The 14,792-nt window shown below is 62.7% G+C and carries 14 protein-coding genes and 1 riboswitch; of the genes, 4 read left to right on the top strand and 10 right to left on the bottom strand.

Going from position 1 to position 14,792, the window contains the following annotated elements; all coding sequences use genetic code 11:
* Positions 1 to 2: 2 nt before the first annotated feature.
* Positions 3 to 170, bottom strand: a complete 168-nt coding sequence (locus B7O88_RS06455; RefSeq protein ID WP_088274437.1) for a rubredoxin — start codon at positions 168 to 170, stop codon at positions 3 to 5.
* Positions 167 to 1,372, bottom strand: a complete 1,206-nt coding sequence (locus tag B7O88_RS06450; RefSeq protein WP_088274435.1) for an alkane 1-monooxygenase — start codon at positions 1,370 to 1,372, stop codon at positions 167 to 169. Before B7O88_RS06450 ends, B7O88_RS06455 begins: the two co-directional genes overlap by 4 nt.
* Before the next feature lie 198 nt (positions 1,373 to 1,570).
* On the opposite strand from B7O88_RS06450, the gene B7O88_RS06445 reads away from it, so the two are divergent.
* Complete coding sequence (locus B7O88_RS06445) at positions 1,571 to 2,599, top strand: helix-turn-helix transcriptional regulator (RefSeq protein WP_088274433.1); 1,029 nt, start codon at positions 1,571 to 1,573, stop codon at positions 2,597 to 2,599.
* A gap of 4 nt (positions 2,600 to 2,603) precedes the next feature.
* On the opposite strand, the gene B7O88_RS06440 is transcribed toward B7O88_RS06445, so the two are convergent.
* The 7 genes from B7O88_RS06440 to tkt all read right to left on the bottom strand — a co-directional run bounded on the left by B7O88_RS06440 (position 2,604) and on the right by tkt (position 10,107).
* Complete coding sequence (locus tag B7O88_RS06440) at positions 2,604 to 3,698, bottom strand: PQQ-dependent sugar dehydrogenase (RefSeq protein WP_088274431.1); 1,095 nt, start codon at positions 3,696 to 3,698, stop codon at positions 2,604 to 2,606.
* Positions 3,699 to 3,717: 19 nt separating this feature from the next.
* Positions 3,718 to 4,191, bottom strand: a complete 474-nt coding sequence (locus B7O88_RS06435; protein WP_088274429.1) for a hypothetical protein — start codon at positions 4,189 to 4,191, stop codon at positions 3,718 to 3,720.
* A 30-nt stretch (positions 4,192 to 4,221) separates the two neighbouring features.
* Positions 4,222 to 4,506: a hypothetical protein gene (locus tag B7O88_RS06430; RefSeq protein ID WP_088274427.1), complete on the bottom strand. Its 285-nt coding sequence runs from the start codon at positions 4,504 to 4,506 to the stop codon at positions 4,222 to 4,224.
* Positions 4,507 to 4,554: 48 nt separating this feature from the next.
* Positions 4,555 to 5,619, bottom strand: coding sequence for a class II fructose-bisphosphate aldolase (gene fba, locus B7O88_RS06425; RefSeq protein ID WP_088274425.1), 1,065 nt, complete (start codon positions 5,617 to 5,619; stop codon positions 4,555 to 4,557).
* Positions 5,620 to 5,754: 135 nt separating this feature from the next.
* Positions 5,755 to 6,915: a phosphoglycerate kinase gene (locus tag B7O88_RS06420; RefSeq protein WP_088274423.1), complete on the bottom strand. Its 1,161-nt coding sequence runs from the start codon at positions 6,913 to 6,915 to the stop codon at positions 5,755 to 5,757.
* A gap of 59 nt (positions 6,916 to 6,974) precedes the next feature.
* Entirely contained in the window at positions 6,975 to 8,012 is a 1,038-nt protein-coding gene (gene epd, locus B7O88_RS06415; protein ID WP_088274421.1) for an erythrose-4-phosphate dehydrogenase, read from the bottom strand.
* Positions 8,013 to 8,106: 94 nt separating this feature from the next.
* Complete coding sequence (gene tkt, locus B7O88_RS06410) at positions 8,107 to 10,107, bottom strand: transketolase (RefSeq protein ID WP_088274419.1); 2,001 nt, start codon at positions 10,105 to 10,107, stop codon at positions 8,107 to 8,109.
* Positions 10,108 to 10,326: 219 nt separating this feature from the next.
* On the opposite strand from tkt, the gene B7O88_RS06405 reads away from it, so the two are divergent.
* Both B7O88_RS06405 and metK read left to right on the top strand, forming a co-directional pair.
* Complete coding sequence (locus B7O88_RS06405) at positions 10,327 to 11,340, top strand: ArsR/SmtB family transcription factor (RefSeq protein ID WP_088274417.1); 1,014 nt, start codon at positions 10,327 to 10,329, stop codon at positions 11,338 to 11,340.
* Positions 11,337 to 12,521 (top strand): methionine adenosyltransferase, encoded by a 1,185-nt coding sequence (gene metK / locus B7O88_RS06400; protein WP_088274415.1) that lies wholly within the window; start codon positions 11,337 to 11,339, stop codon positions 12,519 to 12,521. Before B7O88_RS06405 ends, metK begins: the two co-directional genes overlap by 4 nt.
* 165 nt (positions 12,522 to 12,686) lie before the next feature.
* Here the strand turns inward: metK and B7O88_RS06395 are convergent, their stop codons facing one another.
* A complete protein-coding gene (locus B7O88_RS06395) occupies positions 12,687 to 13,148 on the bottom strand; it encodes a c-type cytochrome (RefSeq protein WP_088274413.1) in 462 nt (153 codons plus the stop codon).
* 103 nt (positions 13,149 to 13,251) lie between these two features.
* A riboswitch (S-adenosyl-L-homocysteine riboswitch) is annotated at positions 13,252 to 13,334 on the top strand.
* Positions 13,335 to 13,354: 20 nt separating this feature from the next.
* On the opposite strand from B7O88_RS06395, the gene ahcY reads away from it, so the two are divergent.
* Positions 13,355 to 14,758: an adenosylhomocysteinase gene (gene ahcY, locus B7O88_RS06390; protein WP_088274411.1), complete on the top strand. Its 1,404-nt coding sequence runs from the start codon at positions 13,355 to 13,357 to the stop codon at positions 14,756 to 14,758.
* The last annotated feature ends 34 nt before the right edge of the window (positions 14,759 to 14,792 follow it).

Below are 14,792 nucleotides of genomic sequence, written 5' to 3'. Positions count from 1 at the left end.
CATCACTCTTCAACCGGCTTGAAGTCTTCCTTGTAACGCACGGCACAATCCGGGCAGGTAAAACTGTCCGGCAACGCCTCCCAGCGCGTGCCGGCCGGATAACCCTGATGCGGGTCACCCGCCGCCTCGTCATACTCATAGCCACACTCGGGGCATTGATAGCGACTCATGCGGCCACCTCCCCACCCTCCGGCGCTGCCGCATCGACCAGCCCGTAACGACGCATCAGCAGCTCGCGCTTGGCCGGCAGAAAGTTGATGCGCGACGGGTCACGGCCGACTGCATCCAGCAGGCGCTTGTCCATCACCTTGAACCACAGCGGCGGGAAGTAGGTCAGCAGATACATGCCGAAGTAGCCGCTTGGCAGCCGCGGCAGATCCGGAAAGTCCCGCAGCGACTGATAGCGCCGAGTCGGATGGGCGTGGTGATCAGAGTGACGCTGCAAATGGAACAGCGCCCAGTTCGAGAACAGATGATTGCTGTTCCATGAATGATGCGGCTGGCAGCGCTCGTAACGCCCACTTGGTTCCTTGCGCCGCAGCAAGCCGTAATGCTCGATGTAATTGGCGAGCGTCAGCTGGAACGCGCCCCAGAAGGCAATCAGCAACATCACCGGCAGGATCTCGATACCCAGCCAGGCAATCAGGCCGCCATACAGCACCGCGCTGATCAGCGCCGGTTGCAGCACCTCGTTATCCAGACTCCAGACCGACTTGCCGCAGCGTTCAAGGCGCTGCGCCTCCAGATCCCAGGCGCGGAAGAAGGCGCCGGGCATCTCGCGGAATACAAACCGGTAGATGCTCTCCCCCATGCGCGATGACGCAGGATCTTCCGGGGTTGCCACGTCACGGTGGTGGCCGCGGTTGTGCTCGACAAAGAAGTGACCGTAAAAGCCCAGGGCCAGGGTGATCTTGGCCAGCCAGCGCTCCAGCTCGGTCTTCTTGTGACCCATTTCATGGCCCAGATTAAGGCCGAACCCCAGACTGCCGCCGGTTGAAATGATCACCGCCAGGGTGCCGTACCAGGGCAAGTCGTAGTAGCCGAGGAAGATAATATTGACCAGAAAGCTGACCCACAGAATTGGCACCAGCGCATAGGTTACGTAACGGTAGTAGGGGTCAGCTTCCAGTGCGGGTACCGCCTCTTCCGGCGGATTGCTCAGGTCTTCACCGAGCACAGCGTCCAGCGCGGGAATGACAATGTAGGCAAAGATGGTCGAAACCCACAGCCAGATGACCTGCGGCGAAACCAGCACATAAAGCAGCGGCCCAACGAGTGCCAGCATCGGCACGCCCAGGGAAAACAGCCAGAGCCGGCGCTTGCGATCAACATAGCCAGCCAGGCCGCTTGGAGCAGAAGCGGTAGACGTCATGCTTTTACCCTCTTGTTGTTGTGTTCTCAGGGATACGGCACCGGCATGGATTGCGGCACAGGCAACAGCAGCCGGCAAATGCCTCGACACATCATGCGCCTGCGGTCATCGACGGCCACCCGTTGCAAGCGGCAATAAACCGTCATATTGTGACAGCCATTGGACGCGACCCTACCAACAACAACAGCAAGGCCGACCATGCCCCCCGATCAGTCCTGGCTGAGTCCAGCTGCACATACCGTCTACGCCCGTCTGGTCCATGCCGAGCTGCGCCGCCTCGGCTTCAGCCCCGACGCCATTCGCAGTGCCAGCGACGTCGACTGGGACATCCTCCAGCAGGACAGTCAGTTCCTCAGTCTGGAAACCCTGACCAAACTGCTTGATAGCGCCATCGCCCTGACCGGCCATCCCGGCCTGGGATTCGCGGTCGGCATGCACACCGACGTCTCGGCCCATGGTCCCGGTGGCTATGCCGCCGTCACCGCACCAACCATCAGGGCCGCCGTCGAAGTGGTTGAACACTACTCCAGCCTGCGTCAGCATCTGGGCCATTTCGTCATCGAACAGGTCGAGCCGCCGGTGCTGCGCCTGGATGAAGAGCAGACCCCGTCGCAGGTTCGCGAATACCTGCTGGGGCACTTTGCTACCGGCATGCTGCGACTGCTGGAAACGGTCAGCGGCTTGCCACTGCAGCAGGAGGTTACCCTTGAATGGCCGCTACCGCGGCCGGACTGGGCCGATCAGGTGGCCGGCCATGCCGGGAAATGGATATTCGGCAGCGATGCGTTGCGCCTCCATCTGCCGGCAGGATTGTTTGCCCAGGCGTGCCTTGGAGCCGATCCGGATGCCCATCGTCAGGCTCTGCGCGACTGCGAACACCAACTGCAGCATCAGCTCCGGGGCGGCGACCTGAGTGAGAGGATCAAGAAACGCCTGCTCGGTTGCGAGTACCACTACCCAACCCTGGCCCAAATGGCTGCGCAGGAGCATATGACTGCGCGCACCCTGATTCGCCACCTGGGCAACGAGGGCGTGCGTTATCAGCAACTATTGGATGAGGTACGCAGCGAGCAGGCCTGCTGGCTGCTGGAACACACGGACTTGAGCGTGGAGCTGATTGCCGAGCGGCTCGGCTATCAGGACACCAGCAATTTCAGCCGCACCTTCCGGCGCTGGCTGGGTTGCCCGCCGCGCGCCTACCGGCAGCACAGCCAGGCAACCCGCTAGGGCGTCAGTTGGCCGGCACTACCCGCAGCACCTTGCCAGCGGGGCTGTCGGTCAGCAGATAGACAGCACCGTCCGGACCGCTGCGCACATCACGAAAGCGCTGGCCCAACTCGGTGAACAGGGACTCCTGCGCGCTGACCGTATCGCCATCCAGCACCACCCGGCGGACTTCCCTGCCCGCCAGCGCCGAGATCAGCAGGTTGCCCTGCCATTCAGGGAACAGATCCCCCTGATACAGCGCCATCCCGGACGGCGCAATCGACGGTACCCAGTAGGTCAGCGGCTGCTCCAGCCCGGGCAATTCGGTGTAGGGCGAGATCTGCGAGCCGTTGTAGTCGACACCGTAGGTGATCTTCGGCCAACCGTAGTTGTGACCGGCCCGAATCAGGTTCAGCTCATCACCGCCGCGCGGGCCGTGTTCGTGGCTGAACACGCGACCTTCGCCGTCCACTACGATCCCCTGCACATTGCGGTGGCCGATACTGTACAGCTCGGGCAATGTACCCTGCTGCGCCACAAAGGGATTGTCAGCCGGCGCCGAGCCATCACGATTGAGGCGCACGATGCTACCCAGGTGATTGCCGGTGTTCTGCGCCTGCTCGCGGTAATCAAAGCCGTCCCCAAGCGTCAGCAGCAGGGTATTGTCCGGCAGAAAGGCGATGCGACCACCATAATGCGCGCTGCCGCGCTTGGCTGGCTGAACACGAAAGATCTCGTGGGTATTCTCCAGCGCCGTACCATTGAAGGTCGCCGCCGCCAGACAGGTATGGTTGGCTTCCAGCGTGCCGCAGCTGTAGCTGAGGAACAGCTCGCCAGATTCAGCGAAATCAGGCGCCAGCGCCACATCCATCAGACCCGCCTGACTGTTGACGAAGGCCTCGGGCACACCGGCTACCGGTTCGGCACGCAGCGTGCCGTCAGCGCCAATCAGGCGCAGGTGGCCGGCACGCTCGGTGACCAGCATGCCGCCATCCGGCAGAAACGCCAGTGACCACGGATTGCTCAGTCCCTCGGCGACCGTTTCGATCTGATAGCCCGCCGCCGCAACCGGGCCTGCACAGAGCGCCAGGGCGGCGCCGACCAGAGTGAACCTGTTCATTAACTGTCTCCTTGCAGGATTAACCGAGCACACGCAGCCCGCGCCGCGCCTTGGGTTTGGTCAAACGGCCGAACAGCGCACTGCCCAGACCGACTGCCGCCATCATGCTCAACAGGCCGGATGTTTCGCGAGTCGCCGCGATAAAGGTCGGCATCGGCAGCAGCGTGTTTGCCAGGGTGAAGGCCGCCCAGATGCCGACAAACCCACCCAGAAAATACAGCAGCCAGCGCCAAGGCTTGAAGATGCGCCCCAGTGCCTCGGCCAGCGGCAGCGCCAGCAGCAGGGTCGCCGCAACCATGACGACGAAAATCGGGGTAAAGGTCAGCAGGTCATGCAGACTGCTCTGCGCACGGGTCGCCAGATCAACCGGCACGTCCATGGCCTGCAGTGCGGCCAGATTGAACTGGGTCTGGACCAGCGAGCCCAGCAGGGTCGCCACCAGCACGGCCAGCAGATAGAGGAAGACGATCCGCAGTACGGTCATCAATTTCATTGTCGTTATCCTGTTACGCAGTGCGAGCACTCAGCTCGCGTCAGTACCATCGGGCAGGGTCGGCAGATTGCGCAAGGCCTGCTCGTAGGCGGGAGTATCAAAGGCAGCGTCCTGCTCCAGCATCTGGTTGATGCTGTGGGCCAGAACCTGCGCCATCAGCTCGAGAATATCCTCGCGCGCATAACCGACCAGCGTCAGCTTGTTCATGGTCGCCTGCGCAGCAGGTGGCTCACCGGCAGCCAGCTGATTCTCGATCGCTTCTATCAGGCGGGCCTCGGCGAAGGACTCGTCGTCCTGTTCGTCCTGATTGCTCATATCTCTGTCCTGTTGCAAAAAGGGCGGCTTGCGCCGCCCCTTCAGTGCTCAGTTAACCTTGGCTTCCAGCTCGCCACTGGCGTAACGCTGGAACATGCCTTCCAGGGAGATCGGCTTGATCTTCGAGGCGTTACCGGCGGTGCCAAAGGCTTCGTAGCGGGCGATACAGATGTCGCGCATGGCGTCGATGGTCTTGGCGAAGAACTTGCGCGGGTCGAACTCGCTCGGGTGCTCGGCCATCATGCGGCGCATGGCACCAGTAGACGCCAGACGCAGGTCGGTGTCGATGTTGACCTTGCGTACACCGTGCTTGATGCCCTCGACGATTTCCTCGACCGGCACACCATAGGTTTCCTTGATGTCGCCGCCGAACTCGTTGATCACCTTCAGCCACTCCTGCGGAACCGAGGAGGAGCCGTGCATCACCAGGTGGGTGTTGGGAATGCGCTTGTGGATTTCCTTGATGCGCTCGATTGACAGCACATCGCCCGTCGGCGGCTTGGTGAACTTGTAGGCGCCGTGGCTGGTGCCGATGGCGATCGCCAGCGCATCAACCTGAGTGGCCTTGACGAAGGCCGCGGCTTCTTCCGGGTCGGTCAGCAGCTGGCTGTGATCCAGCACGCCCTCGGCGCCAACGCCGTCTTCCTCACCCGCCATGCCGGTTTCCAGACTGCCCAGGCAACCCAGCTCGCCTTCCACGGACACACCGCAGGCGTGGGCGAACGCCACGGTCTGCTGGGTCACGCGGACGTTGTAGTCGTAGTCGGCCGGGGTCTTGCCGTCTTCCTTCAGCGAGCCGTCCATCATCACCGAGCTGAAGCCCAGTTGAATCGAGCGCTGGCACACGTCCGGGCTGGTACCGTGATCCTGGTGCATGCACACCGGAATATGCGGAAACTCCTCGATGGCAGCCAGGATCAGGTGACGCAGGAAGGGCGCACCAGCGTACTTGCGGGCGCCGGCAGAGGCCTGCACGATCACCGGGGAATCGGTCTTGTCGGCCGCTTCCATAATGGCGCGCATCTGCTCCAGGTTGTTGACGTTGAAAGCGGGCACGCCGTAACCGTATTCGGCGGCGTGGTCGAGCATCTGGCGCAGGCTGATAAGAGCCATAATCAATCTCTCCGTTAAAAAAGTCGTTGCGGCAAGCGACAAGCCCCAAGCGGCAAGCTGTCCGGGCGATCCCGACAGTCTACCCGCCTGACCTGAGGCTGGTCACCCCTTGCAGCTTGAGGCTTGCAGCTATGCTTAGCGCGCACGCTGCTCCAGAATCTCGACAGCCGGCAGTACCTTGCCCTCGACGAACTCGAGGAAGGCGCCACCACCGGTGGAGATGTAGGAAATCTGTTCGGCAACACCGTACTTGTCGATGGCAGCCAGGGTGTCACCACCACCGGCGATCGAGAAGCCCTCACTGGCAGCGATGGCATGCGCCAGCGCCTTGGTGCCTTCGCCGAACTGGTCGAACTCGAAGACACCAACCGGGCCGTTCCAGAGGATGGTGCCGGAGGCTTTGAGCATCTCGCCAAACTGCGCTGCAGTCTGCGGGCCGATGTCGAGAATCATGTCATCGTCAGCCACGTCAGCGACGGCCTTGACAGTGGCAGTGGCGGACTCGGCAAATTCCTTGGCAACCACCACGTCAACCGGCAGCGGCACACTGACCTTGGCGGCAATGGACTTGGCGGTATCAACGAGGTCGGCTTCGTACAGCGACTTGCCAACCTTGTAACCGGCGGCCGCGAGGAAGGTGTTGGCGATGCCGCCGCCAACGATCAGCTGGTCGCACTTGTCCGACAGCGCGGTGAGCACATCCAGTTTGGTCGAAACCTTGGAGCCGGCAACAATCGCCACCATCGGGCGGGCCGGCTTGTCCAGCGCCTTGGCCAGCGCGTCCAGCTCGGCGGCCAGCAGCGGACCGGCGCAGGCGATCTTGGCAAACTTGGCAACACCGTGGGTCGAACCCTGGGCGCGGTGGGCGGTACCGAAGGCGTCCATCACGAACACATCGCACAGCGCCGCGTACTGCTGGGCCAGCTCGTCGGTGTTCTTCTTCTCGCCCTTGTTGAAGCGGACGTTTTCCAGCAGCACCAGCTCGCCCGGCTTGACCTCGACACCGCCGAGATAGTCGCGCACCAGCGGCACTTCACGGCCCAGCGCTTCGCTCAGGTAAGCGGCGACCGGTGCCAGGCTGTTCTCTTCGCTGAACACGCCCTCTTCCGGACGGCCCAGATGCGAGCAAACCATGACCGCAGCACCCTTCTCCAGCGCCAGCTTGATGGTGGGCAGCGAGGCAACAATGCGCGCATCGCTGGCGACCTTGCCGTTCTTGACCGGCACGTTGAGGTCTTCACGAATCAGTACACGCTGGCCGTTCAGGTCCAGCTCATTCATGGTCAGTACGGTCATAGCCCGCTCCTTCGTTCAATAAGGGTTAATCAGTTGCGCCGCCGTTGGCCGCGCTCAAGTCATTCGACAGGTTGCGCCAGCCAGTACTGGGCAACATCCAGCATGCGGTTGGCAAAACCCCATTCGTTATCAAACCAGACCAGCAGATTCACCAACCGCGGGCCGGAGACGCGGGTCTGGCTGCCATCGACAATCGCCGAGTGCGGGTCGTGGTTGAAGTCGCAGCTGGCGTGGGGCAGCTCGGTATAATCGAGCAGCCCCGCATAGTCACCTTCCGCCGCCGCGCGCAGCAGCGCATTGACTTCAGCAGCGCTGGTGTCGCGCGCGGTCTGCAGGGTGATATCCAGCGCCGACACATTTACCGTCGGTACCCGAATCGCCTTGGCCTGGATGCGCCCGGCCAGCTCCGGCAGCAGCCGCTCGATGCCGCGTGCCAAACCGGTCGAGACCGGAATCACCGACTGGAATGCCGAACGGGTGCGGCGCAGGTCAGCGTGATGGTAAGCGTCGATCACCGGCTGATCGTTCATTGCCGAATGAATGGTGGTGATGGAAACGTACTCCAGCCCGATCACTTCGTTCAGCAACTTGAGCAGCGGCACGCTGCAATTGGTGGTGCAGGAGGCGTTGGACACCAGACGGGCGTCGCGCGGCAGGCTGGCGTGATTGACGCCATACACCAGCGTTGCATCCACCGCCTCTTCGCTTGCCATCGGCTGCGAAAACAGCACCCGCGGCACCCCGGCGTGAACAAAGCGCAACCCCTGATCACGGGTGGTGTACTGGCCGGAACACTCCAGCAGCAGATCGATATCCAGCCCGCGCCAGTCAACCCCTTCCGGCTCCGCCTCGCGCAATACCTGAATCGCCTGCCCGTTGATCTGCAAGCAGTCACCGCTGACCCGCACCTCGCCCGGAAAGCGGCCGTGCGTGGAGTCAAAACGGGTCAGGTATTCAATACTGTCGCGGTCGGCCAGATCATTCAGCGCCACCACCCGCACGTCCAGATCACCACGCTCGTGCAACGCGCGCAGCACGCAGCGACCGATCCGGCCGTAGCCGTTCAGGGCAATTTTATAGGGACGCGGGTGGGACATAACAGCAGGCTCCGCCTGGCTGCAAGCTGCAAGCTGCAAGCTGCAAGCAGGCAGAGCGCCGCTTGTAGCTTGAGGCTTGAGGCTTGCCGCTGGTTTAGTCTTCCAACAGCTCTTCAGCCGCTGCCAGCACGTTGTCGAGGGTGAAACCGAACTCCTCGAACAGCGCCGCAGCCGGAGCGGATTCGCCGAAGCTCTGCATGCCGATGATGCGGCCGTCGAGGCCGACGTACTTGTACCAGAAGTCGGCGTGGGAGGCTTCGATGGCGATACGAGCACCCACTTCCAGCGGCAGGACCGACTGTTTGTAGGCGGCGTCCTGCTGGTCGAACACGCTGGTCGACGGCATAGACACCACGCGAACCTTGCGGCCCTGTTCGGTCAAGGCGGTCCAGGCGTTGACCGCCAGACCGACTTCGGAACCGGTCGAGATCAGGATCAGTTCAGGCTCGCCGTCGCAGTCCTTCAGTACGTAACCGCCGCGGGTAACGTTGGCCAGTTGCTCGGCATCGCGCTCCTGGTGCGGCAGATTCTGACGCGAGAAGATCAGCGCGCTCGGGCCGTCAGCTCGCTCCAGCGCGTACTTCCAGGCAATCGCCGACTCAACCGCGTCAGCCGGACGCCAGGTGTCCAGATTCGGCGTACCGCGCAGGCTGGCCAGCTGTTCGATCGGCTGGTGGGTCGGGCCGTCTTCACCCAGACCGATGGAGTCGTGGGTGTAGACGTGGATCACGCGCTGCTTCATCAGCGCCGACATGCGCACCGCGTTGCGGGCGTATTCCATGAAGATCAGGAAGGTAGCGCCGTAGGGCACGAAGCCGCCGTGCAGGGCGATACCGTTCATGATCGCGGTCATGCCGAATTCGCGCACACCGTAGAACAGGTAGTTGCCGGACGCGTCTGCAGACTCCACGCCCTTGCAGCCCTTCCACAGAGTCAGGTTGGAGCCGGCCAGGTCGGCGGAGCCACCGAGCATTTCCGGCAGCAGCGGGCCAAAGGCGTTCAGGGTGTTCTGGCTGGCCTTGCGGCTGGCGATGGTTTCACCCTTGGCAACCACCTCGGCGATGTAGGCATCGGCCTTGGCGCTGAAGTCAGCCGGCAGATCGCCAGCCAGACGACGCTGCAGCTCGGCAGCCAGTTCCGGGAAGGCAGCCTGATAGGCGGCAAACTTGTCGTTCCAGGCGGCTTCGGCCTTGGCGCCGGCCTCGTGGGCGTCCCACTCGGCCTTGATGTCAGCCGGAATTTCGAACGGGGCGTGCGGCCAGTTCAGCGCTTCACGGGTAGCAGCGATTTCCGCCTCGCCCAGTGCTGCGCCGTGGCACTCTTCCTTGCCCTGCTTGTTCGGCGAACCGAAACCGATGATGGTCTTGCAGCAGATCAGGGTCGGCTGCTCGGTATTCTTGCGTGCGGTCTCAATGGCGGTCTTGATCTCGTCGGCATCGTGGCCGTCGACATTGCGGATCACCTGCCAGCCGTAAGCCTCGAAACGCTTGGGCGTGTCGTCGGTAAACCAGCCTTCGACTTCACCGTCGATGGAGATGCCGTTGTCGTCGTAGAAGGCAACCAGCTTGCCCAGACCCAGGGTGCCGGCCAGTGAACAGACTTCGTGGGAGATGCCTTCCATCATGCAGCCGTCGCCGAGGAACACGTAGGTGTTGTGGTCGACAACCTCGTGACCTTCACGGTTGAACTGCGCAGCCAGCACCTTCTCGGCGATCGCCATGCCCACGGCATTGGCAATGCCCTGCCCCAGCGGGCCGGTGGTGGTTTCAACGCCCGGGGTGTAGCCGTATTCCGGGTGGCCCGGCGTTTTGCTGTGCAGCTGACGGAAGTTCTTGATGTCGTCAATGCTGACGTCGTAACCAGTCAGGTGCAGCAGCGAGTAGATCAGCATCGAGCCGTGACCGTTGGACAGCACGAAGCGGTCGCGGTCGGCGAAATTCGGGTTGGCCGGGTTGTGCTTCAGATAGTCGCGCCACAGCACTTCGGCGATATCCGCCATACCCATGGGCGCACCGGGGTGGCCGCTGTTGGCTTTCTGCACGGCATCCATGCTGAGGGCACGAATGGCATTGGCACGGTCACGACGACTGGGCATGAACAACTCCTGTGGTTGGCAAGGCATGGGCGTTTGCCGCAACACGCGGCTGGCCGGGAAAAGAAGGCGGGCATTTTCGCGCAAACGGCCGTTTCGGGCAATGAAAACACCGTTCCGAGTGCGGTTATCGTTCGCTCGCCGGACGAACGGAGGGCTCTATATCAAAGTTTTTTGATATAGCCGTTGCGGCGACGCCCGATCAAAACTAAACTGCGCCGCATGAACCAGATTGCGCACCTTCCCGCCACCCCCAGTCAGACCGACGACCTGGCCGCCTTTTGCAAGGCCGCTGGCGATGTGTTGCGGCTGGATATCCTGCGGGTGCTGCGCAGCGACTCGTTCGGCGTGCTGGAACTGGCGCAGATCTTCGGCATGCGCCAGTCCGGCATGAGCCACCACCTCAAGGTGCTGGCAAACGCAGGGCTGGTGAGCACGCGCCGCGAAGGCAACTCGATCTTTTACCGTCGCAGCCTGCCGGTCACTGAACAGCCCTGGCATCGGCTGCACAGCCAACTGCTGAACGAACTCGACAGCCAGCCGGATGACGCCCAACTGCAGCAAGCCATTGCTGCAGTGCACGCCCAGCGTGCCGAGCTGTCACGCCAGTTCTTTGCCCGTTTTGCCGATGGCACCCCGGCGCAGCAGGACCTGATCGCCCACTTTGGCATCTACCGCGAGCCGCTGCTGACCCTGATCGACGCCCTGCCGCTGCCGGCCCGGCAACTGGCCATCGAGATTGGTCCGGGCGAAGGCGGCTTTCTGCCCAGCCTGGCCAGCCGCTTCGAGCGCGTGGTCGGACTCGACAACGCCGAGGCCATGCTTGAGCGCGCGCGCCAGCAGTGTCAGGACGCGGGCCTCGACAACGTGGACTGCCTGCTCGCCGACGCCCTGCTGCCGCAGCAATTGCCGCTGGCTGACTGCGTGGTCTGCAACATGGTGCTGCACCACATGCCGGCGCCGGCTGAAGCGCTCAAGCGCTTTGCCGCACTGCTCAAACCCGGTGGCAGCCTGGTGCTGACCGAGCTGTGCAGCCACGACCAGAGCTGGGTACGCGACAGCTGCGGCGATCTGTGGCTAGGCTTTGACCAGGATGATATTGCGCGCTGGGCCGAAGCTGCCGGACTGCGTCCGGGCAACAGCCAGTACATCGGCCTGCGTAACGGCTTTCAGCTGCAACTGCTGCAGCTGGCCAAACCCGAATCCCCTTCTCCCGAGGACAGGAAAGACCCATGAGCGATTACTCGATTTTCACCTCCGAATCCGTGTCCGAAGGCCATCCGGACAAACTGGCTGACCAGATTTCCGACGCCGTTCTGGACGCCATCCTGAGCGAAGACAAATTTGCCCGGGTCGCCTGTGAAACCATGGTCAAGACCGGTGTTGCCATCGTCGGCGGTGAAATCACCACCAGCGCCTGGGTCGACCTCGAAGACCTGGTGCGCGGCGTCATCTGCGACATCGGCTACACCTCCTCGGACGTCGGCTACGACGGCGCCACCTGCGGCGTGATCAACATCATCGGCAAGCAGTCGCCGGACATCGCCCAGGGCGTTGACCGCCAGAAGCCGGAAGATCAGGGCGCCGGTGACCAGGGCCTGATGTTCGGCTACGCCAGCAACGAAACCGACGTGCTGATGCCGGCCCCGATTACCTTCGCTCACCGTCTGGTCGAGCGTCAGGCTGAAGCGCGCAAGGACGGCAGCCTCGGCTGGCTGCGCCCGGACGCCAAGTCGCAGGTCACCTGCCGCTACGAGAACGGCATCGTCACCGGTATCGACGCCATCGTGCTGTCGACCCAGCACAACCCGGACATCAGCCAGGCGGACCTGCGCGAAGCGGTGATGGAAGAGATCGTCAAAAAGGTGATCCCGGCCGAACTGCTGCACGCCGCCACCCAGTACCACATCAACCCGACCGGCAAGTTCGTCATCGGCGGCCCGGTGGGCGACTGCGGTCTGACCGGTCGCAAGATCATCGTCGACACCTACGGCGGCATGGCTCGCCACGGTGGCGGCGCGTTCTCCGGCAAGGATCCGTCCAAGGTTGACCGCAGCGCCGCCTACGCCGGCCGCTACGTCGCCAAGAACATCGTCGCTGCCGGCCTGGCCGACAAGTGCGAGATTCAGGTTTCCTACGCCATCGGCGTGGCGCAGCCGACCTCGGTATCGATCAATACCTTCGGCACCGGCAAGATCAGCGACGAAAAGATCATCCAGCTGGTGCGTCAGCACTTCGACCTGCGCCCGTACGCGATCACCCGCATGCTCGACCTGCTGCACCCGATGTACCGCGCAACCGCCGCGTACGGCCACTTCGGCCGCAACCCGTTCGAGATGACCGTCAAGGGTGACACCTTCACGGCCTTCCCGTGGGAGAAAACAGACAAGGCAGACGCGCTGCGCGCGGACGCCTGACGGCGTAGCGGCAAGCTACAAGCTACAAGCAGGCTCGGTTGAGCGATGACCCCAGGTGTTTCTGCTGAGATCCAGTTACTCTCTCAGCCAAAAGAAAACCCGCACGATTCGCAACCGCGCGGGTTTTACTTGCAGCTTGAGGCTTGCAGCTGCAGCTATCGCCGCTCAGCGGCGATAGCTGTCATGACAGCTTTTGCAGGACTGCTGGACCGCACGCAGCTCATCAGCTGCCTGGTCCAGAGATTTGATGCCGACAGAGGTAACGGCATGCAGGTCGGCGACCTTGGCCTTGAAGTCATCAATGGCCAGGGCAAAGCCTTCGGGATCGGACCAGACGGTGTCCTTGGTGCGGTTCGGCTCAGGGTCATCGCCCGGGGTCGGGAAGTGCTCCCAGGGCTGATCGGCGAGCTGGGCCAGGGTATCGGCCTTGTTCATGAACTCGCCCATGCTGGGGGTTACGCGACCGGTCAGCATGCCGCTCATCGGCTCGGTCTGGCGCAGCATCTGCTTGAACAGCGCCTGGCGCTTGCCTTCGTGCGAGTTGGGGTCAGGTTCATTGTTGCAGCCAGCCAGGGCCGCGCCGAGCAACAGGGCGACAACGAGTTTTCGGTATGGAACAGCGATCATGTTTCATCCAGACGACATACAGGAGGGGCGACAGTATCGCCTCTGAACCGATTCCGGCCAAGGCGTGTTCCTGTGCGAACAGCCTGACCGGGTAACTTCAGCTCCGGACGAGGGGCGCTGCAGCAGCGGCTCCAGCCGCTGCCAGGCTCGTCCGGGGCGTGCGACATTTAACCGCGCCCATTCGCAACCACGAATGGAGAAATCAGATGAGTGCCGTGATCAATAACGCCTTTACCGACTACAAGGTCGCCGACATCAGCCTGGCCGACTGGGGCCGCCGCGAGATCATCATCGCCGAGTCGGAAATGCCCGCGCTGATGGGCTTGCGCCGCAAGTACGCCGGCGAGCAGCCGCTCAAGGGTGCCAAGATTCTGGGCTGTATCCACATGACCATCCAGACTGCCGTGCTGATCGAAACCCTGACTGCCCTGGGCGCCGAAGTACGCTGGTCTTCCTGCAACATCTTCTCAACCCAGGATCAGGCCGCTGCTGCGATCGCTGCCGCCGGCATCCCGGTATTTGCCTGGAAGGGTGAGACCGAAGAAGAGTACGAATGGTGCATCGAGCAGACCATCCTCAAGGACGGTCAGCCCTGGGACGCCAACATGGTGCTGGACGACGGCGGCGACCTGACCGAAATCCTGCACAAGAAATACCCGGCGATGCTGGACAAGATCCACGGCATCACCGAAGAGACCACCACCGGCGTACACCGCCTGCTCGACATGCTCAAGGCGGGCACCCTGAAAGTCCCGGCGATCAACGTCAACGACTCGGTCACCAAGAGCAAGAACGACAACAAGTACGGCTGCCGCCACAGCCTGAACGACGCCATCAAGCGCGGCACCGACCACCTGCTGTCCGGCAAGCAGGCGCTGGTCATCGGTTACGGTGACGTGGGCAAGGGCTCTGCACAGTCGCTGCGTCAGGAAGGCATGATCGTCAAGGTCACCGAAATCGACCCGATCTGCGCCATGCAGGCCTGCATGGACGGTTTCGAAGTCGTGTCCCCGTACCACAACGGCATCAACGACGGCACCGACGCCTGCGTCGACGCGGCCCTGCTCGGCAAGATCGACCTGATCGTCACCACCACCGGCAACGCCAACGTCTGTGACGCCGGCATGCTCAAGGCCCTGAAAAAGCGCGCCGTGGTCTGCAACATCGGTCACTTCGACAACGAGATCGATACCGCCTTCATGCGCGCCAACTGGGGCTGGGAAGAGGTCAAGCCGCAGGTGCACAAGATCCACCGCACCGGCAAGATCATTGACGCCACCAATGACGACTACCTGATCCTGCTGGCCGAAGGCCGCTTGGTGAACCTGGGTAACGCTACCGGCCACCCCTCGCGGATCATGGACGGCTCCTTCGCCAACCAGGTGCTGGCCCAGATCCACCTGTTCGAGCGCAAGTTCGCCGATCTGTCTGCCGAAGGCAAAGCCGCTGCGCTGACCGTTGAGGTACTGCCGAAGAAGCTGGACGAAGAGGTCGCACTGGAAATGGTCAAGGGCTTCGGTGGCGTCGTCACCCAGCTGACCAAGACCCAGGCAGACTACATCGGCGTTACCGTCGAAGGCCCGTTCAAGCCCGACAGCTATCGCTACTGATAGCTGTCAGCCGCAAGCGGCAAGCCTCAAGAAC

This window comes from Halopseudomonas aestusnigri, from assembly GCF_002197985.1.
Taxonomy (GTDB): domain Bacteria; phylum Pseudomonadota; class Gammaproteobacteria; order Pseudomonadales; family Pseudomonadaceae; genus Halopseudomonas; species Halopseudomonas aestusnigri.
Note: the sequence above shows the minus strand (reverse complement) of the source record. Positions and strands in the feature narration are given on the sequence as shown.